Origin of the sequence: Curvibacter gracilis ATCC BAA-807, from assembly GCF_000518645.1 — a bacterium.
GTDB classification, from domain to species: Bacteria; Pseudomonadota; Gammaproteobacteria; order Burkholderiales; family Burkholderiaceae_C; genus Curvibacter; species Curvibacter gracilis.
On sequence record NZ_JADZ01000026.1, the window covers coordinates 76,936 to 102,986 of the forward strand.

Sequence of the window (26,051 nt, forward strand, 5' to 3'; positions counted from 1 at the left end):
TTGCTGGCGATCGGGCTCAGGCCAGGCGCACGGCAGCCGGCTGCTCGGCCACGCTTTCAGGCCGGGCCGCTTCGCCGGGCCGCAGCCGGATCACGGTCTGGGCCAGCTGGGCCACGTCCTGGGGGTCGTGGGTGACCAGCAGCACCGGGATGCGGATCTGCTCCAGCAGGCTTTGCAGCTCGTCGCGCAGGCGCCCGCGCAGCTCGGTGTCCAGGGCCGACAGCGGTTCGTCCAGCAGCAGCAGGCGTGGCTGCGCTGCCATGGCCCGGGCCAGGGCCACCCGCTGGCGTTGGCCGCCCGACAGGTGCCGGGGCCAGGCCTGGGCCAGCTCCTCCAGCTGAAAGCGGGCCAGCATCTCCTTGACCCGGTCTTCGGCCTGGGGGTTGCGCGGCTGGCCGGGCCGGCGCACGCCAAAGGCCACGTTCTGGCGCACCGTCATGTGCGGAAACAGCGCGTAGTCCTGGAACACATAGCCCACGCCGCGCTCGCGCGCGCTCAGGCGCAGCCCGCGCTGGCTGTCCTGCAGCACCTGGCCTTGCACATGCACATGGCCCGGCGCCTCGATCAGCCCCGCCACGGCCTGCAGTGTCATCGACTTGCCCACGCCCGAGGGCCCGAGCAAGGCCGTGCGCAGGCTGGGCGATGAAAACGCCACCCCCAGCGAGAAGTGCCGGCCCGGGGCATGGGCCTGCAGATGCAGCTGGATGTCCAGCACGGGCGGCAGGGCAGGGGAGGTCTGGGGTGTCGGCATGGGGGGTGTCATGGGCTCAGTGCCGGGTCTGCAGCAGCCGACCGGAGCCGACCAGGACGAACACACAGACGGCGGAAATCACGCCTGTGAGCCACAGCGCCTGGGCGTCGTTGCCGGCCTGCACGGCGTCGTAGACCGCGATCGACAGGGTCTGGGTCTTGCCCGGCAGGTTGCCGGCGATCATCAGCGTGGCGCCAAACTCACCCATGGCCCGGGCAAAGGTGAGCATCAGGCCGGCGGTGATGCCGCGCAGCGCCATGGGCAGGCTGATGCGCCAGAACACCTCCAGCTCGCCGGCGCCCAGGGTGCGGGCCGCCTGGGCCAGGCGCGGGTCGGTCTCCTCGAAGGCGGCGCGGGCGCCCTTGTAGATCAGGGGCAGCGACACCACCGCCGCGGCCAGCACGGCACCCTGCCAGGTGAACATCAGGTTGATGCCCAGCCATTGGTCCAGGTAGCGCCCCAGCAGCCCGTTGCGACCCACCAGCACGATCAGGTAGTAGCCCAGCACGGTGGGGGGCAGCACCATGGGCAGCATCAGCAGGGCGTCCAGCAAGGCATGGCCGACAAAGCGGCGCCTCGCCATCCACCAGGCCAGGCCCACGCCCAGCAGGCCACTGGCCAGCGTGGCCAGGCAGGCCACCTTCAGGGTCAGCCAGAGCGGGATCAGGGTCGATTCGGGCATGGGCAAAGTGGTTTGCGCTATTCCGCACTTGAATAGCGCATTTCGTGCCAGTTTAGCGTCCGCCGTGGATGCTTGCCGAAGTGGTTAGAGTTCAGGGCATGGTCGCCAGCTCCGAGACACCGATGCCCCCGCCCTCAGTCCCCACCCCCGCCCCGGTCCTGCACTGGTCGGAGGCGCTGGGCCACAGCCCCAGTGACAAACGCCTGGAGATCCTGCGTGGCATTGCGGCCGGCGGCAGCATCTCGCAGGCCGCGCGCGATGCCGGTGTCAGCTACAAGGCGGCCTGGCAGGCGATCGACACCCTGAGCAATCTGGCCGGCGCCGAACTGGTGCAGCGGGCCGTGGGCGGCGCCGGCGGCGGTGGGGCCGTGATCACCCCGCAGGGGGCCTGGCTGCTGCGCGTGGCCGACGCCCTGGCCGTGGCCCGTCAGCAGGTGCTGGCCGATCTGGCCGGTGCGGGCGCGGCGGCGGGCATGGCCCCCACGGCGACGGCGTCGCCCGCGCTGGGCCTGCGCACCAGCATGCGCAACCAGTGGCCTGCCACCGTGACGGCGCTGCGGCGCCAGGGCGCGGTGGTGCTGGCGCAGTTGAGCCTGGCCGGGTCGGATCGGCTGCTGGCCTCGCTGACCCGCGAGAGTGCCGAGCTGCTGGGCCTGCGCCAGGGCTTGCCGGTGCTGGCCTTGTGCAAGGCCACGGCAGTGCGCATCCTGCCCTGGGGCCCTGGTGAGGATCTGCCCGAGTCGGTGTCGAGCGTGGCGGGCCGGGTGGCCCGCACCGCCCGCGCGGGCGAGCTGCAGGAGGTGGTGCTGACCACGGAGGGCGGGCTGCAATGGGTGGGCCTGACCCCCCCGGGCGGGGCGCTGCGCCGCGGTGCCCTGGCCCGCGCCGTGGTCGACCCGGCTGCCGTGGTGCTGGGTTCGGCCGACTGAGGGTGCTGAGGTTGCTCAGTCCATGGCGGGGCGGGTTTTCTGCCCCAGCTTGCGGTACACGGTGGCCCGGCTGATGCCCAGGCGCTGGGCGGCTTCGGCCACATTGCCGCGGGCTTCGTCCACGGCCTGCCGGATCAGGGCGGTTTCCAGATCGCGCAGCGGCCGGGCTGGCGCGGTGTTGCCCTCGTGGCGGGCTGGGGGGGCTGCACGGGGCGTGACGCTGCGCAGCCGGGCCAGGGCCTGCAGGCGCAGCCCGGACCACAGCGGCACATCCAGCGGCGGCGCCTGGCGCCGCGCGTGGTCCACCAGCATGCCCCAGGGCAGGGCAAACAGGTCGTCGGCGTGCAGGCGCGAGCCGGGTCGCAGCAGCGGGCGCGGCAGCATCTGGCGGCCGGCCGGGTTGCAGGCCAGCACCGTGCCTTCGGCGTCCAGGCACAACAGGCCTTCGGCATCCGCCGCCGGGCCCTCGGGCATGGGGGCGCCGGGCCAGTTCAGGCGCAGCAGGATGTGCCAGGGCGACTGCAGCACCAGGGCGTTCTCGATGTGGCGTGCCGCCCGCGTGACCAGGTGGCGCAGTTCGGGGCGCTCGGGCACCTCCACCCCGGTCAGGTCCAGCATGCCCACGCATTGGCCCTCGGGGCCGATCAGGGGGGCACCCGCGCAGCTGTACACCGCATTCTGGTCAAAGAAGTGCTCCCCCTGGTGCAGCCACACCGGCTGCAACTCATTGAGTGCCGCGCCGATGGCCGTGGTGCCCACATGGCGCTCGGACAGGTCCACCCCCACGCGGGCAATCGTGGTGGCTGCCGGCTGCTGGGGGTCGATGGGGCCATGCACGTCCACCACCAGGCCCTGGGCATTGGTCAGCAGGCTGAAATAGCGGGTGCCGGCGATGGCGCGCGACAGCTGGGCCAGCACCGGGCGTGCGGCCTGGATCAGGTCGCGGTTGTCCTCGGCCAGTTGGCGCTGTGTGCCGGCGCTGACCGGGCCGAACTCCACGCTGTGGTGCGGCCGCAGGCCGTCTGCCAGGCAACGTTGCCAGGAGCGCGTGATCCAGGACTCGATGGGGGCCTGCCCCAGGCTCTGGCGCGGGCTGGCGTCGCCATCCAGCCAGGCCTGGCGGGCCTGCCGGATCAGGGCCTGGCGGTCGTGGGAGGGATGGGCCGCACGCAGGGGCGGGGTGTCAGTCGCTGGCATGGGCCTTGGGGCGGTGGCTGGGTGACTGGGGTGGGTGGGCTCGGCGATTGGCCCCCGTTTCAGCGGAGGCAAGTGGGCGAGCGGTGTTTTTCAGACATCCATCGGTCATGTCTGTCTCAAATTGAGAATATCCGACTCGTGCCGTCGGCATCCTAGGGTTTTGCCTAGCCAGCCTGGCCCGAGGGCGCGAAAAGATGCCTGCTGTTCCAAGCCTCTACTTTTCAAGGAGATGGTCCATGCAGGTTGAACTCAAGGTGAATGGCCGTGCGGCCCGGGCGGATGTGGCGCCCAATACCCTGTTGGTGCAGTTGCTGCGCGAGCAACTCACCCTCACCGGCACCCACGTCGGGTGCGACACCAGCCAGTGCGGTGCCTGCACCGTGCTGCTCGACGGCCGGGCCGTCAAGTCGTGCACCGTGCTGGCCGCCCAGGCCCAGGGGGCCGAGGTCACCACCATCGAAGGTCTGGCCCAGCCCGACGGCACGCTGCACCCGATGCAGGCCGCGTTCAAGGAGTGCCATGGGCTGCAGTGCGGCTTCTGCACCCCGGGCATGGTGATGAGCGCGGTCGACCTCTGCCAGCACCACCCCAAGGCCGATGAGCACGAGATCCGCGAGTTGCTGGAAGGCAATCTGTGCCGCTGCACCGGCTACCAGAACATCGTCAAGGCCGTGGTGCAGGGCCGCGAGGCCATGGCGGCCGGCGGCTGAGGCTTGCTGGCAAGCCGGTACAGCGCATCAACCCTCTGCCCGCGCCGGGTGGCGACGGGTGCTTCGATTCCCGAACAGCAGGAGACAAAGACATGGGTGCCTCAGACTTTGCCAACCTTCCGCACATCGGCGCCGCGGTGCGCCGCAAGGAAGACTACCGTTTTCTGACCGGGGCCGGCCAATACACCGATGACGTGGTGCTGGCGGCCCAGTCCCACGCGGTGTTCGTGCGCTCGCCGCATGCGCATGCCCGCATCAATGCCATCGACATCGCGGCCGCCCAGGCCGCGCCAGGTGTGCTGGGCGTGTTCACCGGGGCCGATGTGGCGGCAGCGGGCATCAACGGCCTGCCCTGCGGCTGGCTCATCACCAGCACCGATGGCCAGCCCATGAAGGAGCCGCCGCACCCCATCCTGGCCCAGGGCAAGGTGCGGTATGTGGGCGACCACGTGGCCATGGTGGTGGCCGAGACCCTGCAGCAGGCACGCGATGCGGCCGAGCTGGTGAATGTCGATTACGAGGTGCTGGACGCGGTGGTGCAGGTGGCTGACGCGGCCAAGGGCCCGGCGCTGCACGACAACGCGCCCGACAACCACTGCTTCAAGTGGGCCATCGGCGACAAGGCCGCGGTGGACGCCGCCTTTGCCGGTGCCGCCCACGTGACCCGGCTGGACCTGGTGAACAACCGCCTGGTACCCAACGCCATGGAGCCTCGCGCCGCCATCGGCTCGTACAGCCGGGCCAATGACGAGTACACCCTGTACGTGTCCAACCAGAACCCGCACGTCGAGCGCCTGCTCATGACCGCCTTCGTGATGGGGCTGCCCGAGCACAAGGTGCGGGTGATCGCCCCCGATGTGGGCGGCGGCTTCGGCTCCAAGATCTACCTGTACGCCGAAGACGTGTGCCTGACCTGGGCGTCCAAGAAGCTCAACCGCAACATCAAGTGGGTGGCCGACCGCAGCGAGGCCTTTCTGTCGGATGCCCATGGCCGCGACCATGTGAGCCATGCCGAGATGGCGATGGACGCCAACGGCCGCTTCCTGGCCATGCGCGTGCACACCGATGCCAACCTGGGCGCCTACCTGAGCACCTTTGCCAGCGCCGTGCCCACCATCCTCTATGCCACCTTGCTGGCGGGGCAGTACACCACGCCGCAGGTCCATGTGGAGGTGGATGCCTGGTTCACCAACACTGCGCCGGTCGATGCCTACCGCGGTGCCGGCCGACCCGAGGCCACCTACCTGCTGGAGCGCCTTGTCACCCGCTGCGCCTGGGAACTGGGCCTGAGCCAGGCCGAGATCCGGCGCCGCAACTTCATCACCAGCTTCCCGTATCAAACCCCGGTGGCGCTGCAGTACGACATCGGCGACTACCCGGCCTGCCTGGACCAGGCCGAGCAACTGGCCGACGCCGCCGGCTTCGAGGCCCGCAAGACAGCCAGCGCTGCCAAGGGCCTGCTGCGCGGCATCGGCTACAGCAGCTACATCGAGGCCTGCGGCATCGCCCCGTCCAACATCGCCGGGGCACTGGGTGCGCGGGCCGGCCTGTTCGAGTGCGGCGAGGTGCGGGTGCACCCCACGGGCAGCGTCACCGTCTTCACCGGCTCGCACAGCCACGGCCAGGGCCACGAGACCACCTTTGCCCAGGTGGTGGCCGCCCGCCTGGGCCTCACGCCGGATCAGGTCGACGTGGTGCACGGCGACACCGGCCGCGTGCCCTTCGGCATGGGCACCTATGGCTCACGCTCGATCTCGGTCGGTGGTGCGGCCATCATGAAAGCGCTGGACAAGATCGAGACCAAGGCCAAGAAGATCGCGGCCCACCTGCTGGAGGCCAGCGATGTCGACATCGACTTTGCCAACGGTGAGTTCACCGTGCGCGGCACCGACAAGAAGGTGACCTTCGGCCAGGTGGCGCTGACCGCCTACGTGCCGCACAACTACCCCCTGGACAAGCTGGAGCCCGGCCTCAACGAAACCGCTTTCTACGACCCCACCAACTTCACCTTCCCGGCCGGCACCTACATCTGCGAGGTCGAGGTGGACCCGGCCACCGGCAGCGTGCGGGTGGACCGCTTTGCGGCGGTGGACGATTTCGGCACCATCATCAACCCCATGATCGTCGAAGGCCAGGTGCATGGCGGCCTGGTGCAAGGCATCGGCCAGGCGCTGATCGAGAACTGCGTGTACGACCGCCAGACCGGGCAGTTGCTGACCGGCAGCTTCATGGACTACGCCATGCCGCGGGCCGATGACTTCCCCGAGTTCAAGCTCGGCCATGTCTGCACCCCCTGCACCCACAACCCGCTGGGAACCAAGGGCTGCGGCGAGGCCGGGGCCATCGGCTCGCCGCCGGCCGTGATCAACGCGGTGCTCGATGCCCTCAAGCCCCTGGGCGTCCAGGACATCGACATGCCGGCCTCGCCGGCCCGGGTCTGGGCCGCCATCCAGGCCGCGCGCGCCTGAAGCCGGCCCCAGCAAAAGAATCGCCGAACAAGGAGAATCGCCCCATGTATGCCTTCACTTTTGAAGCCCCCGCCACCGTGGCCGACGCCGCGGCCCTGGCCCAGGCCGGTGGCAAGCTGCTGGCCGGTGGCCAGAGCCTGCTGCCGTCGATGAAGCTGCGCCTGTCCGCGCCCGAGCAGGTGGTCGATCTGAACCGCATCCCCTCGCTGGCCGGCATCCGGCGCGAAGGCCAGGCCTTTGTGATCGGCGCCATGACGCGCCATGCCGATGTGGCCGCCAACACTGAGCTTCAGGCTGCCATCCCCGCGCTGGCCGATCTGGCAGCCCACATCGGTGACCGCCAGGTGCGGGCCCGGGGCACCCTGGGTGGCTCGGTGGCCAACAACGACCCTGCGGCCTGCTACCCCAGTGCCCTGCTGGCGCTGGGCGCCACCGTGATCACCGACCGGCGCGAGATCGCCGCCGACGACTTCTTCCTGGGCATGTACACCACGGCTCTGGAAGACGGCGAGATCATCACCGCGGTGCGCTTTCCGATTCCGCAACGGGCCGCCTACCTGAAGTTCAAGCAGGCGGCGTCGCGCTTCTCGCTGGTCGGGGTGTTTGTGGCCCAGACCTCGGGCGGCGTGCGGGTGGCGGTGACCGGTGCGGCCAGCGCGGTGTTCCGCCATGCTGGCCTGGAGGCCGCGCTCAACCAGAGCTTCACGCCTGAGGCGGCCGCCCGCGTGGCCATCGCGGCCGACGAGCTCAACAGCGACATCCACGCCAGCGCGGCCTACCGGGCCAACCTGATCAGCGTGCAGACCCAGCGCGCGGTGGCCCAGGCCCTGGCGGCCTGAGCTTTCGACCCAAGGAGACCCCACCCGGTGCTGGCATCCATTGACGCGCTTCAACAAGCCCTGGCCGGGGTCGGTTACCTGGCCGACCGGCGCCTGGCCACGGCCGTTTTCCTGGCCCTGAAACTGCAGCGTCCCCTGTTGCTGGAGGGCGAGCCCGGGGTGGGCAAGACCGAACTGGCCAAGGCCTTGTCCCAGGTGCTGCAGCGGCAGCTGATCCGCCTGCAGTGCTACGACGGCCTGGAACAACGCGAGGCCCTGTACGAGTGGAACTACGCCGCCCAGTTGCTGCACCTGCGGGTGGCCGAGGGCCGCTCCCAGGGCCTGGGGGAGGGCGATGACGCCGAGCGCGAGGTCTACCAGGGCCGCTACCTGATCCGGCGCCCGCTGCTGCAGGCGCTGCAGGCCCCGGCCCCCGGGGCGGTGTTGCTGATCGACGAGGTGGACCGGGCCGACGAGCCCTTCGAGGCCTTTTTGCTCGAGTACCTGGGCGAGTACCAGGTCAGCATCCCCGAGCTGGGCACCATCAGCGCGGCCTGCAAACCCGTCACCCTGCTCACCAGCAACCGCACACGCGACCTCAACGATGCGGTCAAGCGCCGCTGCCTGTACCACTGGCTGGACTACCCCGACCGTGAGCGCGAGCTGGCCATCGTGCGCGCCCAGGTGCCCCAGGCCAGTTCGGCGCTGGCCGAGCAGGTGGCCAGCTTTGTGGCGCGCTTGCGCAGCGCGCCCTTTGCCAATGCCTTCCAGCGCGCGCCCGGCATTGCCGAAAGCGTGGAATGGGCCAAGGCCCTGGTGGCGCTGGACACGCTGGCCATCGACCCCGAGCTGGCGTCCGATACCGCTGGCATCCTGTTCAAGCAGCGCGAAGACGTGGCCGCCCTGACCCATGAGCTGGCCACCGAATTGCTCAAGCCCGACGAGGCTTGAGGTGGGTGGACCATGACCCCCCGGTTGGGTGATGCGCGCAGCGGCAAGCTGGCCGACAACATCACCGGCTTCGGCCGCACCTTGCGCCGGGCCGGTGTGCCGCTGGATGCCTCACGCATGGCGCTGGCGCTGCAGGCGGCGCAATGGGTCGACCTGGGGCGGCGCGATGACCTGTGCGCCGCGCTCGAGACCGTGCTGGTGAGCCGGGAGGCCGACCGGGCCGTGTTCCGCGAGCTGTTCGACGCCTATTTCCGCGACCCCGACATGGCCCGCCAACTGCTGGCCCAGATGTTGCCCACCGCCCAGGGGCGGGCCGAGCCCTCGCGCAGGCGCCCCCGGGTGAACGAAGCCCTCTCGCCGCCCAAGGCCGCCGCCCAGGCCGGCGCCCCCAAAGCCCCCGACGACAAGATCGAGCTCGATGCCGCCATGACGGCCAGCGAGGCCGAGCGCCTGCGCCAGGCCGATTTCAACGGCCTGTCGGCCTCCGAATACCAACTGGTGGAGCGCCTGGCGCGGCGGATCGCCCTGCCGGTGCCGGTGTTCGAGTCGCGCCGCACACGGGCGGGCTCGGGCGGCGCACGCATCCACTGGCCGGGGGTCATGCAGCAGGCCGCCCGCACCGGCGGCGAGTTGCTGCGCCTGCCGCGCCTGCGCCGGCGCGAGCAGCCCTTGCCGCTGCTGGTGCTGGTGGATGTGTCGGGCTCGATGGAGCGCTATGCCCGGCTGCTGCTGGCTTTTTTGCATGCCGCCACGGCCAGCCTGCCGCGGCGTGATGTGTTCGCCTTCGGCACTGGCCTGACCGATCTCACGCCGGCCTTTCGCCTGGCCGATACCGATGCCATGCTGGCCCAGGCCAGTGCCCGCATCAGCGACTTCGCCGGGGGTACCCGGCTGGGGGATTCGCTGGCCCAGTTGCGGCTGCGCCATGCGCGGCGCCTGCTGGGCCGGCGCACCCTGGTGCTGCTGATCAGCGACGGGCTCGACACCGGCGAGCCGGCCGCGCTGGGGCGCGAACTGGCCTGGCTGCGGCGTCACAGTGCTCGCCTGCTGTGGCTCAATCCCTTGCTGCGCTTCGAAGGCTACGCCCCGCTGGCGCGTGGGGCCATCGAGCTGCATGCCCAGGCGCACGGCATGCTGGCGGTCCACAATCTGAGCCGGCTGGAAGATCTGGCCGGCAGCATCGCGGCGGTGCTGCGGCGCTGAACGCCGCAGGCTGCTCCTTTTCTGACGATAAGAACCTGAGGAACCCATCATGGACATGCAAGGAAGCCGCTCCCTGGCCATCACCCAGCAACAGGCCTGGGATGCGCTCAACGACCCGGAGGTGCTCAAGCTGTGCATTCCCGGTTGCGACAAGGTCGAGCCCACCGGTGAGAACCAGTACGCGGTGGGCATGGCCGTCAAGATCGGCCCGGTGTCGGCCAAGTTCAGCGGCAAGATCACGCTCAGCGACATCGTGCCGCCGCAAAGCTACGCCATCGGTTTTGACGGGCAGGGGGGCGTGGCGGGCTTTGGCAAGGGCAAGGCCCAGGTCAGCCTGCAGCCCACCGAGGGGGGGTGCGAGCTGAGCTACACCGTCAATGCCCAGGTGGGCGGCAAGATCGCCCAGTTGGGCCAGCGCCTCATCGATGGCGCGGCCAAGGGCATGGCCGAAGACTTCTTCAAGCGCTTTGACGACGAGATGCAGCGCCGCTACCCCGCCCCCGAAGTGCTTGCGGTCGAGGCGCCTGCCGAGGCGGCACCGAGCGATGCAGCCGCCCCGGTGGCGAGCCAGGGCGGGGTGCCGGTCTGGGTCTGGTGGGTGGGCGCCGTGGTGCTGGCGGCCCTGGTACTCTGGCTGCGTTGATGGAATCTGGAAGGCGGGTGGGCCCCTGAGCCCCCCGGAAAGCGAGATCGAGATGGAAAACCTGGATGTGATGGTGCTGCGCAAGCTGCGCGAATGGCGGCTGCAGGGGCTGCGGGCCATGCTGGTCACCGTGGTGCGGACGTGGGGATCGTCGCCACGGCCGGTGGGCTCCATCATGGCCTTGAGTGAGCAGGGGCTGGTGGTCGGGTCGGTGTCGGGTGGTTGCATCGAAGACGACCTGATCGACCGCCACACCCGGGCCTATGCCCAGAGCCCGCAAGCCGAGGGGGCCAGCCGCCATGAGCACACCATTCCCAGCGGCCCGCCGGCCTTTGTGAAGTACGGCATCAGCGCCGACGAGGCGCACCGCTTCGGCTTGCCCTGCGGCGGCACGCTGGAGCTGATGCTCGAATTCGACCCCGATGCGGCCAGCCTGGGCCAACTGATCGAGGCGCTGGAGCACGGCCAGTTGATGCAGCGCCGGGTGCGCCTGGCCGACGGCGTGGTGAGCCTGCTGGCCGCCGATGCGCCTGCCGAGCTGACCGTGGCCGACGGGGTGCTGAGCAACACCTTCGGCCCCGAGTACCGCATGCTGCTGATCGGGGCCGGGCAGCTCACCGAGTACCTGGCCACCATGGCCTTGTTCAGCGGCTTTGCCGTCACGGTGTGCGACCCGCGTGAGGAGTACCGCAGCACCTGGCGCGTGCCCGGGGCACGGGTGGTGAGTGACATGCCCGACGATGTGGTGCGGTCCTTTGCGCCCGACCGGCGCAGCTGCGTGGTGGCACTCACCCACGACCCCAAGCTGGATGACCTGGCGCTGCTGGAGGCGCTGGACAGCGAGGCCTTTTACGTGGGGGGCATCGGCTCGCGCCGCAACAACGAGGCCCGACGCGCGCGCATGATCGAGCACTTCGACCAGACCGAGGCCAGTCTGGCGCGCCTGCGCGGGCCGATCGGCATCTACATCGGCAGCAAGACGCCGCCCGAGATCGCTGTCAGTGTGATGGCCGAGATCCTGGCCGTGAAGAATGGCGTCACGCTACCGCGTGACATGGCGGTGGCCCAGGCCAAGAACGAACGCGAAAAACCCCACAACGACCCGGGGGCCCAGGTGTGCGGCCTGCCGCGCCGGGCCGCCTGAGGGCCCCGGTTCAGCGTCGACAGCCCCACCCGCCGCCTCGGTCGCGGCGCTTCATGCCCCATGGTGCAGCGCCTGCGCGGGCGGCTGACCGGCTGTGTTCAACCGTAGTTGGCAATCCACTCCAGGCCCTGGGCATAGGCGGCTTCAACCGCGGCCTCGGGGGTGGTGTAGTCGCCGCGACGCACCGCGATCTCACGCGGGCGCGTCGGCCAGACCTGTTTGGTGATGACCAGCAAGGGAACGTACTCGCCGTTGTCCAGCACTTTGGCGCTGCACTTCAACTCGTAGTTCTGATGCTGGCAAATCTTCGTCGCTTGCGTCATCGATGCCATCCTGCTCCGAAAGATAGCAGTATGCACCGCCTGTGTGACGCTGGGCCGGTGGCCTGCCAAATCCTGTCGCAGGCAGAGCCCCCTTCAGTGATCTGCTTCACACGGGCTGTGTCGTCAGAGTGACGCTTCAAGGGCCACTGGTAGCAAAGTCATTGACACCTGCTTGCGCTGCAATACAAACTGAAACCAATCCAGCGGCCCGGAGTCCAAGCAGGCACAGCCATCCCGCTGCTGGTGGCAAAGGAGTGACGCCATGCGTAGTTGCTGCCCTGACCCGATGTCGATGAAGCCCCTCATGCGGTCTGCCCAAGGGCCGCGCCCATGGCGGGCCTGGCGCCCGTCCGACACGCCGGCGCTCTGTGCGAGCTGTTGTCGTCCGCCATCCCACTGTCATCCCCCCCTGCCTGACAGCCGTTGAATCCCTAGCTTGTCCATTTCGTTCTCCATGGAGGTGTGCCATGTCATTGCTGGCCCGATACCAAAGTGCTTACCTGGCGGCGCAAGAGGAAGAGATGTCTCTTCAGGATTACCTGGAGCTGTGCAAGGCCGACAAAATGGCCTACGCCAGCGTGGCTGAACGCATGCTGATGGCCATCGGCGAGCCTGAGCTGGTGGACACGCGGCTGGACCCGCGTCTGTCGCGCATCTTTGCCAACAAGATGCTGCGCATCTACCCGGCCTTCAAGGAGTTCTATGGCATGGAGGAGGTGATCGAGCATGTGGTCTCGTACTTCCGTCATGCGGCCCAGGGCCTGGAGGAGAAAAAACAGATCCTCTACCTGCTCGGCCCGGTGGGCGGCGGCAAATCCTCGTTGGCCGAAAGGCTCAAGCTGCTGATCGAGAAGGTGCCGTTCTATGCCATCAAGGATTCGCCGGTGCATGAGTCGCCACTGTCGCTGTTCAACGTGAACGAAGACGGCCACATCCTGGAGCAGGACTACGGCATCGGCCGGCGCTACCTGGGCGGCATCATGAGCCCCTGGGCCGTGAAGCGGCTGCGTGAGTACGGTGGCGACATCAGCCGCTTCCGGGTGGTGAAGATGCGGCCCTCGGTGCTGTCGCAGATCGCGGTGTCCAAGACCGAGCCGGGCGACGAGAACAACCAGGACATCTCCTCCCTGGTGGGCAAGGTGGACATCCGCAAGCTCGAACACTACTCGCAGAACGACCCCGACGCCTACTCCTATTCGGGCGGCCTGTGCCTGGCCAACCGCGGGGTGCTGGAGTTTGTGGAGATGTTCAAGGCGCCGATCAAGGTGCTGCATCCGCTGCTCACCGCCACCCAGGAGCAGAACTACAAAGGCACCGAAGGCTTTGGCGCCATCCCCTTCGATGGCCTGGTGCTGGCCCACTCGAACGAGGCCGAGTGGACCACCTTCAAGACCAACCGCAACAACGAGGCCTTTCTCGACCGCATCTACATCGTCAAGGTGCCGTACTGCCTGCGTGTCACTGACGAGATGCACATCTACGAGAAGCTGCTGGCCAACTCCTCGCTCACCCAGGCCCCCTGCGCGCCCGACACGCTGCGCATGATGGCCCAGTTCTCGGTGCTGTCGCGCCTGAAGGACCCGGAGAACTCGAGCATCTACAGCAAGATGCGCGTCTACGATGGCGAGAACCTCAAGGACACCGATCCCAAGGCCAAGAGCTTCCCCGAGTACCGCGACTTTGCCGGGGTGGATGAGGGCATGACCGGTCTGTCGACCCGCTTCGCTTTCAAGATCCTGTCGCGTGTCTTCAACTTCGACCACCGCGAACTGGCTGCCAACCCGGTGCACCTGATGTATGTGCTGGAGCAGCAGATCGAGGCCGAGCAGTTCCCCACCGAGGTCGAGGAGCGTTACCGCCGCCACTTGAAGGAGTTCCTCAGCCCGCGCTATGCCGAGTTCATCGGCAAGGAGATCCAGACCGCCTACCTGGAGAGCTACTCCGAGTATGGCCAGAACATCTTCGACCGCTACGTGACCTACGCCGATTTCTGGATCCAGGACCAGGAGTTCCGCGACCCCAACACCGGCGAGATCCTGGACCGCGGGGCCTTGAACGACGAGCTGGAGAAGATCGAGAAGCCGGCCGGCATCAGCAACCCCAAGGACTTCCGCAACGAGGTGGTCAACTTCGTGCTGCGCGCCCGCGCCAAGCACGACGGGCACAACCCCTCGTGGACCAGCTACGAGAAACTGCGCGCGGTGATCGAGAAGAAGATGTTCTCCAACACCGAAGACCTGCTGCCGGTGATCTCTTTCAACGCCAAGGCCAGTGCCGAGGACCAGAAGAAGCACCAGAACTTTGTCGATCGCATGATCGACAAGGGCTACACCGAAAAGCAGGTGCGCCTGCTGTGCGACTGGTACATGCGTGTGCGCAAGTCTTCGTGAACCCACGGGTGGGCGGCCGAGCGGCCCAGAGGCCAAACGGCCCAATGGCTGGTAGGCCCACCCTTGCCGGAGAGGCCTCATGACGGTTCGAATCGTTGACCGCAGGCTGGACAGCCGGAACAAGAGTTCCGTCAACCGCAGCCGCTTTCTGCGCCGCTTCAAGACCCAGGTGCGGCGTGCCGTGTCGGACGCGATCGACAAACGCAGCATCCGGGATCTGGACAGCGGCGAGAAGATCGGTGTGCCGGGGCAGGACATCGGCGAGCCCCAGTTCCACCACGGCCGGGGCGGCGTGCGCGAATCGGTGCACCCCGGCAACGACCGTTTCAGCCATGGCGACCAGATGGACCGCCCGCCCAGCGGGGGCGGGCAGGGCAGTGGCCGTGGGCAAGCCAGCCCCGATGGGCAGGGCGTGGATGAGTTCCTCTTCACCCTGAGTCGCGACGAGTTCTTCGAGCTGTTCTTCGACGAACTGGAGCTGCCCCGCATGGTCAAGCGGCAGCTTGCGCGCATCAACGACTACAAGCTGGTGCGGGCCGGCTACACCCAGAGCGGCGTGCCCACCAACATCCACCTGCTGCGCACCCTGCGCAGCAGCGCGGCGCGGCGCGTGGCTGCCGCCGCCCCCTACAACAGCCGATTGCGTGAGCTGGAAGAGGCGCTGGCCCTGGCCCTGGCCCAGAGCCCGCCGGACGAGGCCGTGCTGCAGCAGCTGCGCAGCGAGATCGAGTCGCTGCGCCTGCGCCGCCGTGCCGCCCCCTTCATCGACCCGATCGACCTGCGCTACAGCAACCGCATCCGGGTGCCCGAGCCGTCCACCCAGGCGGTGATGTTCTGTCTGATGGATGTGTCGGGCTCGATGGACGAGGCGCGCAAGCAGATGGCCAAGCGCTTCTTCATGCTGCTGTACCTGTTCCTGAACCGCAGCTATGAGCACATCGAGGTGGTGTTCATCCGCCACCACACCGCGGCCGAAGAGGTGGACGAGGAGGCCTTCTTCCATTCGCGTGACACTGGCGGCACCATCGTGTCGAGCGCGCTGAAGCTGATGACCGAGATCCAGCAGGCCCGCTACTCGGGCAGCCAATGGAACATCTACGTGGCCCAGGCCTCGGATGGCGACAACTGGGGCGGCGACTCGGAGCTGTGTCGCGATTGGGTCGAGCAGCACATCCTGCCCGTGGTGCAGTACCACGCCTACGTCGAGATCACCGACGGTGAACCCCAGAACCTGTGGGAGGAGTACGAGAAGCTGGCCCGCGCCCACCCCGGGCATTTCGCGCTGCAGCGCATCCGCACGCCGGCCGACATCTACCCGGTGTTCCGCGAACTTTTCAGAAAGCGTCTGACATGAGCCGCCCGCGCAAATCCTCCCCCATGCCCGCCCCCCCGCTGCTGGCCCAGGGCAGCGACTGGACCTTCGAGGAACTGGACCGCTGCGATGCCGAGATCGGTCGCGTGGCGCGCGAGTATGGGCTGGACGGCTATCGCCATCAGCTCGAGATCATCACGGCCGAGCAGATGATGGACGCCTATGCCGCCATCGGCATGCCGGTGTATTACCACCACTGGTCCTTCGGCAAGCACTTTCTCGAAACCGAGAACCGCTACAAGCGCGGCCAGATGGGCCTGGCCTACGAGATCGTGATCAACTCCGACCCCTGCATCGCCTACCTCATGGAGGAGAACTCCATGGCCATGCAGGCCCTGGTGATCGCCCATGCGGCCTACGGGCACAACTCCTTCTTCAAGGGCAACCACCTGTTCCGGCAGTGGACCAGCGCCGACAGCATCGTCGACTACCTGGTGTTCGCGCGCAACTACATCACCGAATGCGAAGAGCGCCATGGGCTCGATGAGGTGGAGCGCCTGCTGGATGCCTGCCATGCGCTGAGCAACCTGGGCGTGGACCGCTACCGCCGCGCAGGCTCGCTGTCACTCGACAAGGAGCGCGCTCGCCAGCAGGAGCGCGAGCAGTACCTGCAAAGCCAGGTCAACGACCTGTGGCGCACCCTGCCGCCGCGCCCGCTGGAAACCGCCATCACCCCCGAGCCGCGCTTTCCGGCCGAGCCCGAGGAGAACCTGCTGTACTTCATCGAAAAGCATGCGCCCCTGCTGGAGCCCTGGCAGCGCGAGATCGTGCGCATCGTGCGCAAGATCAGCCAGTACTTCTACCCGCAGCGCCAGACCCAGGTGATGAACGAAGGCTGGGCCACCTTCTGGCACTACACCCTGCTCAACACCCTGTACGACCAGGGCCGGCTGGGCGATGGCTTCATGCTCGAGTTTCTGCAGTCGCACACCAATGTGGTCCACCAGCCGGCCTACAACAGCCCCTGGTATTCGGGCATCAACCCCTATGCGCTGGGCTTTGCCATGTGGCGTGACATCCGCCGCATCTGCGAGTCACCCACCCGTGAAGACCGGGAGTGGTTTCCGGACATCGCCGGCAAGCCCTGGCGCGAGACCTTTGACTTTGCCATGCGCGAGTTCAAGGACGAGAGCTTTGTGGCCCAGTTTCTGTCGCCGCGGCTGATGCGCGAGCTGCGCCTGTTTGCTGTGCTCGACGATGACCGCAGCAGCAAGCTCGCGGTCAGCGCCATCCATGACGAACCCGGCTACCGCGAACTGCGGCGCAAGCTGGCCGACCAGTACAACCTGGGCAGCCAGGAGCCCAACATCCAGGTCTGGAACGTGGACCGTCGCGGTGACCGCACGCTGACCCTGCGCTACTTCCCCTACCAGCGCCGCCCCTTGTCAGAACAGACCCCCGTGCTGCTGCGCCACCTGGCCACGCTGTGGGGCTTCAAGGTGCGCCTGGAGCAGCAGGCCGCCGACGGGCATGTCACCCTGCTGGGCGAGCATGTGATGGAACGCCGGCGCTAGGGCGCGGGTCTTGGGGGGCAGGCCGGGCCTCTACATCGCCTTGAACAGGTGGGCGTACAGGCGGCTCACCCCCAGGCGCTCGGCGCGCCCGCGCAGGCTGATGCGCAGCTTGCCGGCCTCGTCGCGCGTCACGGTGTCGATGGCGCTGGCGCGCACCAGGGTGCCGCGGTGGATCTGCCAGAACACCTCGTCATCGAGCTGGCCGATCAAGTCCTTCAGCGGGGTGCGGATCAGGTATTCGTCGGTGGCGGTCAGCACCCGCACGTACTTGTCGGCCGCTTCGAAATACACCACCTCTTCGATGGGCACCAGGCGGATGCTGCTGCCCCCGCTCAGGCTGGCCTGGATCACCTTGAGCCCCCCTGCGGGGGGGGCTGCTGGCGCTTGCGCCTGCACGCTTGGGGCTTGCGCACCGTGCTGGCCGATTTGGGCTGCCAGCAGCTGGCGCAACTGGGCCAGGGCGGGCTCCAGGTCGGCCGGTACGGTCTGCGGCTGGGGGGCGATCGGCTGCCGGCCCGCCAGCACCTGCTGCACCCGTTGCAGGGTCTTGAGCAGGCGCGGGCCCTGCACCGGCTTGAGCACGTAGTCGACCGCCTGGGCTTCGAAGGCCTGCACCGCGTATTGGTCGTAAGCCGTCACGAACACCAGCGCCGGGAAGGGCGGAGAACCGGCCCCGGTGGGCCATTGCTCGGCCAGCTCGGCCGCCGCCTCGATGCCGCTCTGCCCAGGCATGCGGATGTCCAGAAACAACACATCAGGGCGCAGCTGCAGCGCCTGGCGCACGGCGCTCAGGCCGTCACCCACGGTGGCCAGCAGGCGCAATTCGGGCCATTGGCGTTGCAATTCGGTCTGCAGGGCCAGGGCCAGCAGCGGTTCGTCTTCGGCGATCAGGGCGGTGATGTCAGGCATGGTCTGCGGTGTCGGCAAGGCGGTGGGTGGTGGGGCTCTCGGGCAGGGCCTGCAGGGCATAGCGCAGCAGCACCACGGTGCCGCCGCCCGGGCCATGTTGCAGGCTCAGGCTGGCCTGCGGCCCGTACAGGGTGCGCAGGCGCTCGCGCACCTGGGTCAGGCCGAAGCCCCGGCCCAGGTCGGGCGTCTGGTGGGGTGTCTGGTGGGGCATTGCAGGTGGGGCCGGGGCATCGCTGCGCAGGCCCACCCCGGTGTCGCTGACCGTGATCTGCAGCAGGGCCGGGGCCCCATCGGCGCCAGGCAGGCTTTGGGCCTCAACGGTGATGTGGCCGCCCTCCACCTTGGGCTCCAGGCCGTGGCGGATGCTGTTCTCCACCAGCGGCTGCAGCAGCAGGGGGGGCACGCTGGCCTGGCGCAGCGCGTCGGGCAGCGTCAGGGTGTAACTCAGGCGTGGGCCCATGCGCACCTCCATCAGGGCCAGGTAGTCGCGCAGGCGGTCAAACTCGGCCTGCAGCCCGTGCTCGGTGGCGCGCGATGCGCTCAAGGTGGCGCGCAGGTAGGCGATCAGGTGGTCCAGCATGTGCTGGGCGCGTGCCGGGTCAATGCCCACCAGCACCCGCAGATTGGCCAGGGTGTTGAACAGCATGTGGGGCTCCAGCTGGGTCAACAGCAGGCGCAGCTGGGCCTCGGTGGCCTGGCTTTCAGCCACTTTCATGCGGCGCTGCAGGGTCATGCTCTTGCCCTGCAGGTAGAAGTAGCTGCTGATCACCACCCCGGCCACCACGGTGACGATCACTGAGCCGCGCAGGTCGCCGGACGCTGCGGAGTGCCAGGTCGACCAGCCAAACCAGTAGTCCGAGAGCAAGGTGCCCCCGGTGTAGCCCGTGACCATGCCAAAAGCCACCAGGGCTGGCCCGCGCCAGCCGCGTGGCCAGGAGGTCATCGGGTCCATGCCCACCACAAAGCGCCCCATGTCGGTGATGAACCAGGTGCACAGGCCGATGCTCAGCGAATAGACCAGCGGCACCTCGTACGGGCGCTCAGGGTGAAACAGGTACTGCAGCGCCGAGATCACCAGGCAAAACGCCAGCACCTGCACCAGGTGTCGTGTGGTGTGCAGCAGATCGGGCTTCATGGCAGCAGGTGGCGGTTGAAAAAGGTCACGATCTTGTCAAACGTGGCCGGCACCTCGCTGGCGCGGCGGAAGCCGGGCGGGTCCATCAGGTAGCGATCGACTTCCGCTGCCCGTTCGTTGGACCAGGGCGACAGCACGGCCCCATGCCCGCCTTCGGTCAGGTCGGCCACCAGTTCGCAGCGGGCGCCACAGGCCTCGCGCACCCGGTCGATGTGAAAGCGCGGCACCAGCCATTCGTCCCGGCGCGCCTCGACCAGGCCCAGCGCGGGTGGGTGGGGCAGGGTGGGGTGGCTGATCGAGTCCATGTCGATGGCGGCCGCCATGGGCACCGCGGCCACCACGGCCTGCACCCGGGCATCGGTGTGCGATTCGGCTTGGGTGTCGTGGCCGTAACGCAGGTTCACATACCAGCGCGCCAGCGTGATCTTGAGGCCATCCCAGCCATTGCGGTGCACCAGGCCACCGGTGCAGGCCACGGCATCGTCGTCGGCGTGCTGGTCGCAATGCTGGGCGAAGCGGGCTGGCGACCAGCGCGCACCGGCCAGCGTCAGCGCCGTCAAACCGCCGGCCGACATGCCGTACACCCCCACGCGCTGAGCATCGAACAAGGGGCCAAAGCGGCCGTCTGCGCTCACCCGGTCGATGGCCTCCGACACTTCCTGGGGCCGGATCTTCCAGCTCGGCGGGCCCACCCGGCGGTGGTCGTGCCAGTTGTCACCTCGGTGCTCGGGCAGGGCCACCACATAGCCCGCCTGGGCCAAGGCGCTGGCCAGATCGGCCTGCGGCCAGGGCGAGCCGCCTGAGCCGTGCGACAACACCACCAGGCGGTGATTGCCCGGCACCGGGGCCGCCTGCCAGGCCACATCGAGGGTGAAGCTGCCGCGCTTGAGCGGCGCGGGGGCGGCCTGGGCCGGGTAGAACACCGTCACCGGGCCTTCGTCCCCCTGGCCTGGCAGCACGTTCAGCCCCACCGAAGCCAGGGCCCAGGGGCTCAGAAAGAAGGCGGAGGCGGCCAGGCTGCGGCACAGGAGTGGTTTCAGTCGCATGTCTAGGCTCCGCTCAGGCTTGGGGAGGGTTGTCGTTGTTGTTGAACTGGCGGCGCAGGCGCTCTCGCTCGCGCTCCACCAGCTTTTCACGCAGGCCGCTGCCCGAGCCCAGGACAAACACCGACACCCCGTGCAGCAGCACGCCCAGGCCCCAGCCGGCCGCCGGGAAGATGGACCACCGGTGCATGCCGAACTGGGTGGACAGGATGAACAGTGCGGCATTCACCACCAGGTAGACCCCCAGGTGGATGAACCAGCCCATCTTGGCGCTGGCACGGCGCTGGGCCAGGCGTTCCAGGTCTTCGGGGGGGCGGTCAGGTCTCATGGTCAATGGGCGTACAACACGCCGGGTTGGGTTGGATCAGGGCAGCCCTTGCATTGTCGATCAAGGCGGGGCCCTGGGTGGGCTCTACCGGTTGGCATGTGACGGTCAGGCCACGGGGCTGCTGGCGTCCCATTGCCGGGCGGCGCGGTCGGTGCGCAGGGCCAGGGCCCAAAGGCGTGCGACCCGGCCCATGAACAGGCCGCTGAAGCCGCCGTACACGGCGCTGCACACGATGGGAAACCCGGCCTCATGTACCCACCCGGCCTGCACGGCCAGGGCCACGCCCACCACGTACTTGGTCATGAACAGGCCCAACATCGTGGCCAGCGGCACCCAACTGCCGGGCACTGTGAAGCGTTGCTGATCCGGGTCGTAGCGGGTGCCTGCCGGCAGGGGCTGGCGCTGCACCCACCAGCCGGTGCTGCCGGCGGCCAGCAGCCAGCACAGCAGCGTCAGGGTTTGCGTGGGCCAGGCGCTGAGCACGCCATACAGCGAGAAGGCCGTCAGCCCCAGGGCGGGTAGCAGCACGCGCTTGAGCCCCATCTGCCGGGTCAGGGTCTGGCGCAGGCCCAGCCACAGCAAGGCGATGAACAAGGCGAATACCCAGCGTGGGGTGTTTTGAAGGATTTGCAAAAACATGGAATGGCTCCGTTGAGTTCAAGGGGAGGGCTTGGATCCGCACTGTGCCCCCCGATGGATCGAACTGAAATCCACTTGCGACGAAACGCCAGAGGCCTGCCGCGAACTGCGCGCTGGGGGCGCGAGATGACGGTCGATCAGGTGTTTCGTTGACACCCGTTCAGGTTCGCCCTGCGAGGTCATGCCTTTCTGAAACTGCAAATTCAATTTCTATGAACAGTCCGCGTGACCCGTTCAGCGCTCCAATGGCCGCCGCCCAGGGGGATTTCTGCCCCGTGTCATTCGAGCAAGATCATGGGCCGATCGCAGCCAGGACGCTGGATGCCAATGACAGCTGGATGCCATTGACAACCTGAATACCTGCCTGCCACTGGCCTTTGGTTCTGCTGGCGCGAGGGGGCATGAGCCGCTTTCTGGGCACCCAGGTGTTGAAGCAGGTGGTGAGCCCCAGGTCGGCGAACCCACGGACGGCCTGGAGCGCTGGCATCGGCACCACGGTCACCCGTGGTGCGCAGGCCGGCAGTTGCCCGGTGACGCTGAGGGCGACCACGCCAGGGCGCTAACTGGTGTCGGGCAGCCTGGGCGTGGCCAGACCGTGGGCAACAACCCGGTGCGAGGCGGGTGGCTGATGCCTGCGGCTGCGCTCACCGCGGCGCCCACCTTGACGCCCTGCGCCATTCGAGTCGCACAGCGCGTCGCTTGCCTTGCCTGGTGGGCCCATGCCGGTTCAGCAAGAACGGGCGATTCCCCTGGTTTTGGCCTGCGCTGCACCCACCCACTGCGCCGGGCTTGCCAAGCCACAGCCCCTTGCGACGACATGCCCCCCATCCCGCGCGAATTGTGTGCTGCCGGCCTGGGACGGCCCCTCGCCTGGCCAGCCCCCATCCGACTGCACGTCGGTGGGCCCGTGGCTTGAAATGAATGCCGTTAAACGATAAAAATAACTTAATTGACATTGTTCCATTTTTTTACAATCATATCTACCGTTGTGACGTTTTTTCGTTTGAAAATCGCATGCCGTGATATGTATGTGAATAATGACATTTAATGATCATTAGAGTCATAAGTGATGGTGTGCTGCATGGCAGGAGAGATTTCCGCAGTGGCCTGCGACATGCGGATGAACGCGTGCTATTCGTTGCTATAGGTGGGGTTTTGGAGGCTGAACGGGCAGAAGTGTCCAGATTGGTGACTCGTCCATGCCGAGCAGCGAAAGCCATCCAGGGCTGATTGGACTGGGTACGGGCATTTGACCTTGAGCACACGAGCTGCCGTTTGTCTGTTTCTCAGGGTTCTCTTGGATCGGATCAGTTCGGGGAAGAGATCATTTTTATCGTTTAAATTTGTTTTGAGTAGTTTTATGGTGAATGTGATATCTGCTGTTTGCCAGCCGGCGAGGCTCGGCAATGTCCGTCGGCTCCTGGCTCGGCTGAGCAGCGCCCCAGTGCAGATCCGGCACTGGGGCATTGCCGCTGTGGCCGGCCTGATGATGGGCTTGGCCGCGTCGGGCAGTCAGGCCGCCACATTCACCGTGACCACCTTCACAGACACCGCATCCGGCGGTGCTGCTGGCACTGGCGTCGGCAACGCCGGTGATTTGCGGGCACAGATCCTGGCTGCCAACGCCTCAGCCGGCGCGGATGTCATCAACTTCGCGTGTGCCTCGGCCCCTTGCACCATCACGCTGGGAGGCCCTCTGCCGCCCATCACCGACAGCCTGACCATCGACGGTGGCCAGCTCGGTAGCATCGTCATCGACGGGGCGAGCAGCTACCGCGTGTTCTTTGTGGACACGGGGACCGTGGCTTTGAAGAACATGACTGTCCAGAACGCCAAGGCTGTGGGCGGTGCGGGCGGCGTGGGCAATGGCGGTGGCGGCGGTGGCGCCGGCCTTGGCGCTGGGGTGTTTGTCAACCAGGCAGGGGCTGCGGTCACCTTGAGCAGCATGCGGTTCCTGAACCATTCGGTGCAGGGTGGAGCGGGCGCCAATTTCGGTGGGTCCACCGTCCCCTCAGGTGGTGGTGGCGGCGGCTTGGCATTTCGAGGGGGTGGCTCGAGCGGTGCAGCAGGCGGCGGCGGCGGCGGCGGTGTCGTAGCCCATGGTGTCGATGTCAGTAACAACGGTGGGGGTGATGGTGGCGCCGGCGGTGGTGGCGGTGGCGGCAAATATTACGGATCCGGCACGGGTGTCGTTGGCGTCGGAGGTTCTGCCTACGCTGGCAACTCCGGGGGAAACCCCGGTGGCAACGGTGCGGCCCCTGGTACGTCTGGCACCCGCGCGGGTGGCAACGGCGGCTTTGGCGGTGGCGGCGGGGGCGGAAGTTACCTCGATGGCGGGGCTGGTGGCTTCGGCGGCGGTGGTGGTGGCACTGGTGTCAACAACGCGTTGGGCGGCGCCGGTGGCCCGGGCGGCGGCGGAGGTGGCAGCGGCGGCGGGGCCGGTGGATCGGGTGGTTTACTGGGTTCAGTGGGTTCGGGGGTGCAGGGGGGCAATGCGGGGGGCTCAGGCGCCCCTGGCGGCGGCGGCGGCGGTGCAGCGGCCGGCCCGGCGGTGTTTGTGAATGCCGGGACCTTGGTCATCACGGATTCAGCGGCATCCGGCTTGTCAGCGTCCGGTGGCGTCGGTGGGACGGGGAGTGGCGGGCGTGATGGCGCATCTGGCACGGCGAACTCTGCAGCCATTTTCAATCACGCCGGACAGGTGAACGGATCATCGACCCCAGGCCCCTACGTTTTGCCTGATGTGCAATTGGGCTTGACCGTGCTGAGCGTGGGGGGGAGTGATGCCTTCACCTTCACGGGCAACAACGGCTGGTCTTCCCAGACCCTCACGACATCGGCACCGGGTGTGTCAGTTTCTGGCACTCCCCAGGCGCTCTCCTCTGGGAATAGCGTCACTTTGAGCCTCGCTTCCCCTTCTGGCTACATCATCAGTGCCGCCAGTTGCACAAATATGGGCAGTGGCACGGTTTCGAATACCAGCAGCAGCATTGTCTTGAATGCGGCTGCCATGTCCGCGGGCAATTTTGTCAGGTGCTCGGTCACCTTGACCCGCTTGCCTAAGCTCAGCGTGACCTTCACCTTGCCCAGCAGTGGCAATGTGACCTTGGGGCTGAATCCTGATGCGACCCTCGGCAATGGCTGGACGGCCAGTTCCGCCACGTTTTCGAGTGGCGGGGCCACCTCGCAGACCTTGGCAGCGCAAACACTGAGTGCTGTGGGTGCAGCCACACGCCTGAACCAGATCACACCCTCTCCAGCGACCTACAGCATGGGCGTTGTCACCTGCACGGACGCCAACTACGCCGTCAGTGGCAACCCCTCGGGCGCGTTCACGCCTTCGACGCCGGCTGCAGGGTCGTTCCAAATCGCCTCCACCAATGTGCTGGCAGGGGCGCAGATCAATTGCGTCGTGCCCTATCTGCTGCCGGCCTCGGCCGCCCAGTCCACGCTCACGGTGGCGCCAGCCGGGCCCCTGGTGGCCGGCGCGGCCAGCTACACGGTGACCGCCACGGCGCGGGATGTGAACGGCGCCCCGATCACCAGCAGCGCTTACACCTACAACTTCAGTACCTCCGGCGGCAGCCTCAGTGCGGCCAGCTGCAGCACAGCCACCAGCGGTGGCAGCGCGGGCACTTGCTCTGTCACGCTGAGTTCGACCTTGGCGGGCACCTTCAGCGTGAGCGCCACCCTGGGCGGCACGGCGATTTCTGGCAGCCCGGCCAGTGCGGTGTATGTGGCGGGTGCTGTCACGGCGGGCACGGCGCGCGTGGCCATCAGCAGTGGCCCTAAGACGGCCAATGGCACCGACGCTTATACGATCACAGCCAGCGCACTGGATGCCAACGGCAACCTGAACACCAGTGCGGCCAGCACCTTCAGCTTCAGCGCGCCTGGCACGGGTGCGGCGCTGAGTGCCGCGACCTGCACTACGGCTACTACGGGTGGAAGCGCAGGCACTTGCTCGGTCACCTTGACGGCGACTACGGCAGGTACCTACAGCGTGACGGCCACCCTGGGCGGTACCAACGTGGGCGGCACCAACCCGGTTGTGGGCACCTTCACCGCAGGTGCCGTCACGGCGGGCACGGCGCGCGTGGCCATCAGCAGTGGCCCTAAGACGGCCAATGGAACCGACGCTTATACGATCACAGCCAGCGCACTGGATGCCAACGGCAACCTGAACACCAGTGCGGCCAGCACCTTCAGCTTCAGCGCGCCCGGCACGGGCGCGGCTCTGAGCGCCGCGACTTGCACGACAGCGACCACGGGCGGCAGCGCCGGCACGTGCTCGATCACCCTGACGGCGACCACGGCGGGTACCTACAGCGTGACGGCCACCCTGGGCGGTACCAACGTGGGTGGTACTAATCCTGTGACCGGCACCTTCACGGCCGGTGCTGTCACGGCGGGCGGCTCTCGTGTGGCCATCAGCACTGGCCCGAAGGTGGCCAACGGCTCGGATGCCTACACGATCACGGCCAGCGCCCTGGATGCCAACGGCAACCTGAACACCAGCACAGCCAGCACCTTCAGCTTCAGCGCGCCCGGCACGGGCGCAGCATTGAGCGCCGCGACTTGCACGACAGCGACCACGGGCGGCAGCGCAGGCACGTGCTCGGTCACCTTGACAGCAACGACTGCAGGCAGCTACTCGGTCACGGCCACTTTGGGCGGCACCAACGTGGGCGGCACCAACCCTGTGACGGGCACCTTCACGGCCGGCGCCGTCACGGCGGGCGGCTCTCGTGTGGCCATCAGCGCTGGCCCGAAGATCGCCAACGGTTCTGATGCCTATACGATCACAGCCAGTGCGCTGGATGCCAACGGCAACCTGAACACCAGCGCGGCCAGCACCTTCAGCTTCAGCGCACCGGGCACGGGCGCGGCTCTGAGTGCTGC

Annotated in this window: 22 protein-coding genes; 13 read left to right on the forward strand and 9 right to left on the reverse strand. The window is 67.7% G+C overall.

From position 1 onward, the window contains the following. Positions 1-16: 16 nt before the first annotated feature. Together L880_RS32885 and modB are read right to left on the reverse strand one after the other, a co-directional pair. Positions 17-724: a sulfate/molybdate ABC transporter ATP-binding protein gene (locus L880_RS32885; RefSeq protein ID WP_211245340.1), complete on the reverse strand. Its 708-nt coding sequence runs from the start codon at positions 722-724 to the stop codon at positions 17-19. A 43-nt stretch (positions 725-767) separates the two neighbouring features. Next, a complete protein-coding gene (gene modB / locus L880_RS0119080) occupies positions 768-1,433 on the reverse strand; it encodes a molybdate ABC transporter permease subunit (RefSeq protein WP_027477028.1) in 666 nt (221 codons plus the stop codon). Between the two features lie 122 nt (positions 1,434-1,555). Here modB and L880_RS0119085 point away from each other — a divergent pair, with 122 nt between their 5' ends. Continuing rightward, complete coding sequence (locus L880_RS0119085) at positions 1,556-2,362, forward strand: TOBE domain-containing protein (protein WP_027477029.1); 807 nt, start codon at positions 1,556-1,558, stop codon at positions 2,360-2,362. Between the two features lie 15 nt (positions 2,363-2,377). Here L880_RS0119085 and L880_RS0119090 read toward each other — a convergent pair whose 3' ends face one another. After that, positions 2,378-3,559, reverse strand: a complete 1,182-nt coding sequence (locus tag L880_RS0119090) for a helix-turn-helix domain-containing protein (RefSeq protein ID WP_027477030.1) — start codon at positions 3,557-3,559, stop codon at positions 2,378-2,380. Positions 3,560-3,795: 236 nt separating this feature from the next. On the opposite strand from L880_RS0119090, the gene L880_RS0119095 reads away from it, so the two are divergent. The 7 genes from L880_RS0119095 to L880_RS0119125 all read left to right on the forward strand — a co-directional run bounded on the left by L880_RS0119095 (position 3,796) and on the right by L880_RS0119125 (position 11,496). Beyond that, on the forward strand, positions 3,796-4,269 hold the full coding sequence (locus L880_RS0119095; protein ID WP_027477031.1) for a (2Fe-2S)-binding protein: 474 nt from the start codon (positions 3,796-3,798) through the stop codon (positions 4,267-4,269). A 92-nt stretch (positions 4,270-4,361) separates the two neighbouring features. Continuing rightward, entirely contained in the window at positions 4,362-6,737 is a 2,376-nt protein-coding gene (locus tag L880_RS0119100; RefSeq protein ID WP_027477032.1) for a xanthine dehydrogenase family protein molybdopterin-binding subunit, read from the forward strand. Positions 6,738-6,781: 44 nt separating this feature from the next. After that, complete coding sequence (locus L880_RS0119105) at positions 6,782-7,576, forward strand: FAD binding domain-containing protein (RefSeq protein ID WP_027477033.1); 795 nt, start codon at positions 6,782-6,784, stop codon at positions 7,574-7,576. 27 nt (positions 7,577-7,603) lie between these two features. After that, a complete protein-coding gene (locus L880_RS0119110) occupies positions 7,604-8,506 on the forward strand; it encodes an AAA family ATPase (RefSeq protein ID WP_027477034.1) in 903 nt (300 codons plus the stop codon). Positions 8,507-8,518: 12 nt separating this feature from the next. Next, a complete protein-coding gene (locus L880_RS0119115; RefSeq protein WP_027477035.1) occupies positions 8,519-9,709 on the forward strand; it encodes a vWA domain-containing protein in 1,191 nt (396 codons plus the stop codon). A 49-nt stretch (positions 9,710-9,758) separates the two neighbouring features. Next, positions 9,759-10,352 carry an SRPBCC family protein gene (locus L880_RS0119120; protein ID WP_027477036.1) on the forward strand — a complete coding sequence of 198 codons (594 nt, stop codon included), beginning with the start codon at positions 9,759-9,761 and terminating at the stop codon, positions 10,350-10,352. A 52-nt stretch (positions 10,353-10,404) separates the two neighbouring features. Beyond that, on the forward strand, positions 10,405-11,496 hold the full coding sequence (locus L880_RS0119125) for an XdhC family protein (RefSeq protein ID WP_027477037.1): 1,092 nt from the start codon (positions 10,405-10,407) through the stop codon (positions 11,494-11,496). Between the two features lie 98 nt (positions 11,497-11,594). Here the strand turns inward: L880_RS0119125 and L880_RS0119130 are convergent, their stop codons facing one another. Next, complete coding sequence (locus L880_RS0119130; protein WP_027477038.1) at positions 11,595-11,819, reverse strand: hypothetical protein; 225 nt, start codon at positions 11,817-11,819, stop codon at positions 11,595-11,597. A gap of 467 nt (positions 11,820-12,286) precedes the next feature. Between L880_RS0119130 and L880_RS0119135 the strand changes: the two genes are divergently transcribed. From L880_RS0119135 to L880_RS0119145, 3 genes are all read left to right on the forward strand, one after another. Next, positions 12,287-14,209 carry a PrkA family serine protein kinase gene (locus L880_RS0119135; protein ID WP_027477039.1) on the forward strand — a complete coding sequence of 641 codons (1,923 nt, stop codon included), beginning with the start codon at positions 12,287-12,289 and terminating at the stop codon, positions 14,207-14,209. Positions 14,210-14,288: 79 nt separating this feature from the next. Further along, positions 14,289-15,563 carry a YeaH/YhbH family protein gene (locus tag L880_RS0119140; RefSeq protein ID WP_027477040.1) on the forward strand — a complete coding sequence of 425 codons (1,275 nt, stop codon included), beginning with the start codon at positions 14,289-14,291 and terminating at the stop codon, positions 15,561-15,563. Beyond that, a complete protein-coding gene (locus tag L880_RS0119145) occupies positions 15,560-17,095 on the forward strand; it encodes a SpoVR family protein (protein WP_027477041.1) in 1,536 nt (511 codons plus the stop codon). The genes L880_RS0119140 and L880_RS0119145 overlap by 4 nt, the downstream gene beginning before the upstream one ends. Before the next feature lie 30 nt (positions 17,096-17,125). Here L880_RS0119145 and L880_RS0119150 read toward each other — a convergent pair whose 3' ends face one another. From L880_RS0119150 to L880_RS32890, 5 genes are all read right to left on the reverse strand, one after another. Next, positions 17,126-18,004: a LytR/AlgR family response regulator transcription factor gene (locus L880_RS0119150; protein ID WP_027477042.1), complete on the reverse strand. Its 879-nt coding sequence runs from the start codon at positions 18,002-18,004 to the stop codon at positions 17,126-17,128. Next, the gene (locus L880_RS0119155) at positions 17,997-19,139 is read right to left on the reverse strand and encodes a sensor histidine kinase (RefSeq protein ID WP_027477043.1); all 1,143 of its coding nucleotides are present in this window, start codon (positions 19,137-19,139) and stop codon (positions 17,997-17,999) included. Before L880_RS0119155 ends, L880_RS0119150 begins: the two co-directional genes overlap by 8 nt. Next, on the reverse strand, positions 19,136-20,185 hold the full coding sequence (locus tag L880_RS0119160) for an alpha/beta hydrolase family protein (protein ID WP_084461448.1): 1,050 nt from the start codon (positions 20,183-20,185) through the stop codon (positions 19,136-19,138). Before L880_RS0119160 ends, L880_RS0119155 begins: the two co-directional genes overlap by 4 nt. A 13-nt stretch (positions 20,186-20,198) precedes the next feature. Continuing rightward, the gene (locus L880_RS0119165; RefSeq protein ID WP_027477045.1) at positions 20,199-20,510 is read right to left on the reverse strand and encodes a 2TM domain-containing protein; all 312 of its coding nucleotides are present in this window, start codon (positions 20,508-20,510) and stop codon (positions 20,199-20,201) included. A gap of 105 nt (positions 20,511-20,615) precedes the next feature. After that, positions 20,616-21,149: a DUF6622 family protein gene (locus tag L880_RS32890; RefSeq protein WP_051443429.1), complete on the reverse strand. Its 534-nt coding sequence runs from the start codon at positions 21,147-21,149 to the stop codon at positions 20,616-20,618. Positions 21,150-21,550: 401 nt separating this feature from the next. Here L880_RS32890 and L880_RS0119180 point away from each other — a divergent pair, with 401 nt between their 5' ends. Both L880_RS0119180 and L880_RS0119200 read left to right on the forward strand, forming a co-directional pair. Beyond that, positions 21,551-21,712: a hypothetical protein gene (locus L880_RS0119180; RefSeq protein WP_157462986.1), complete on the forward strand. Its 162-nt coding sequence runs from the start codon at positions 21,551-21,553 to the stop codon at positions 21,710-21,712. Between the two features lie 2,207 nt (positions 21,713-23,919). Next, positions 23,920-26,051: beta strand repeat-containing protein (locus L880_RS0119200; protein ID WP_425389201.1), on the forward strand; the 2,132-nt coding region annotated here is incomplete at its 3' end.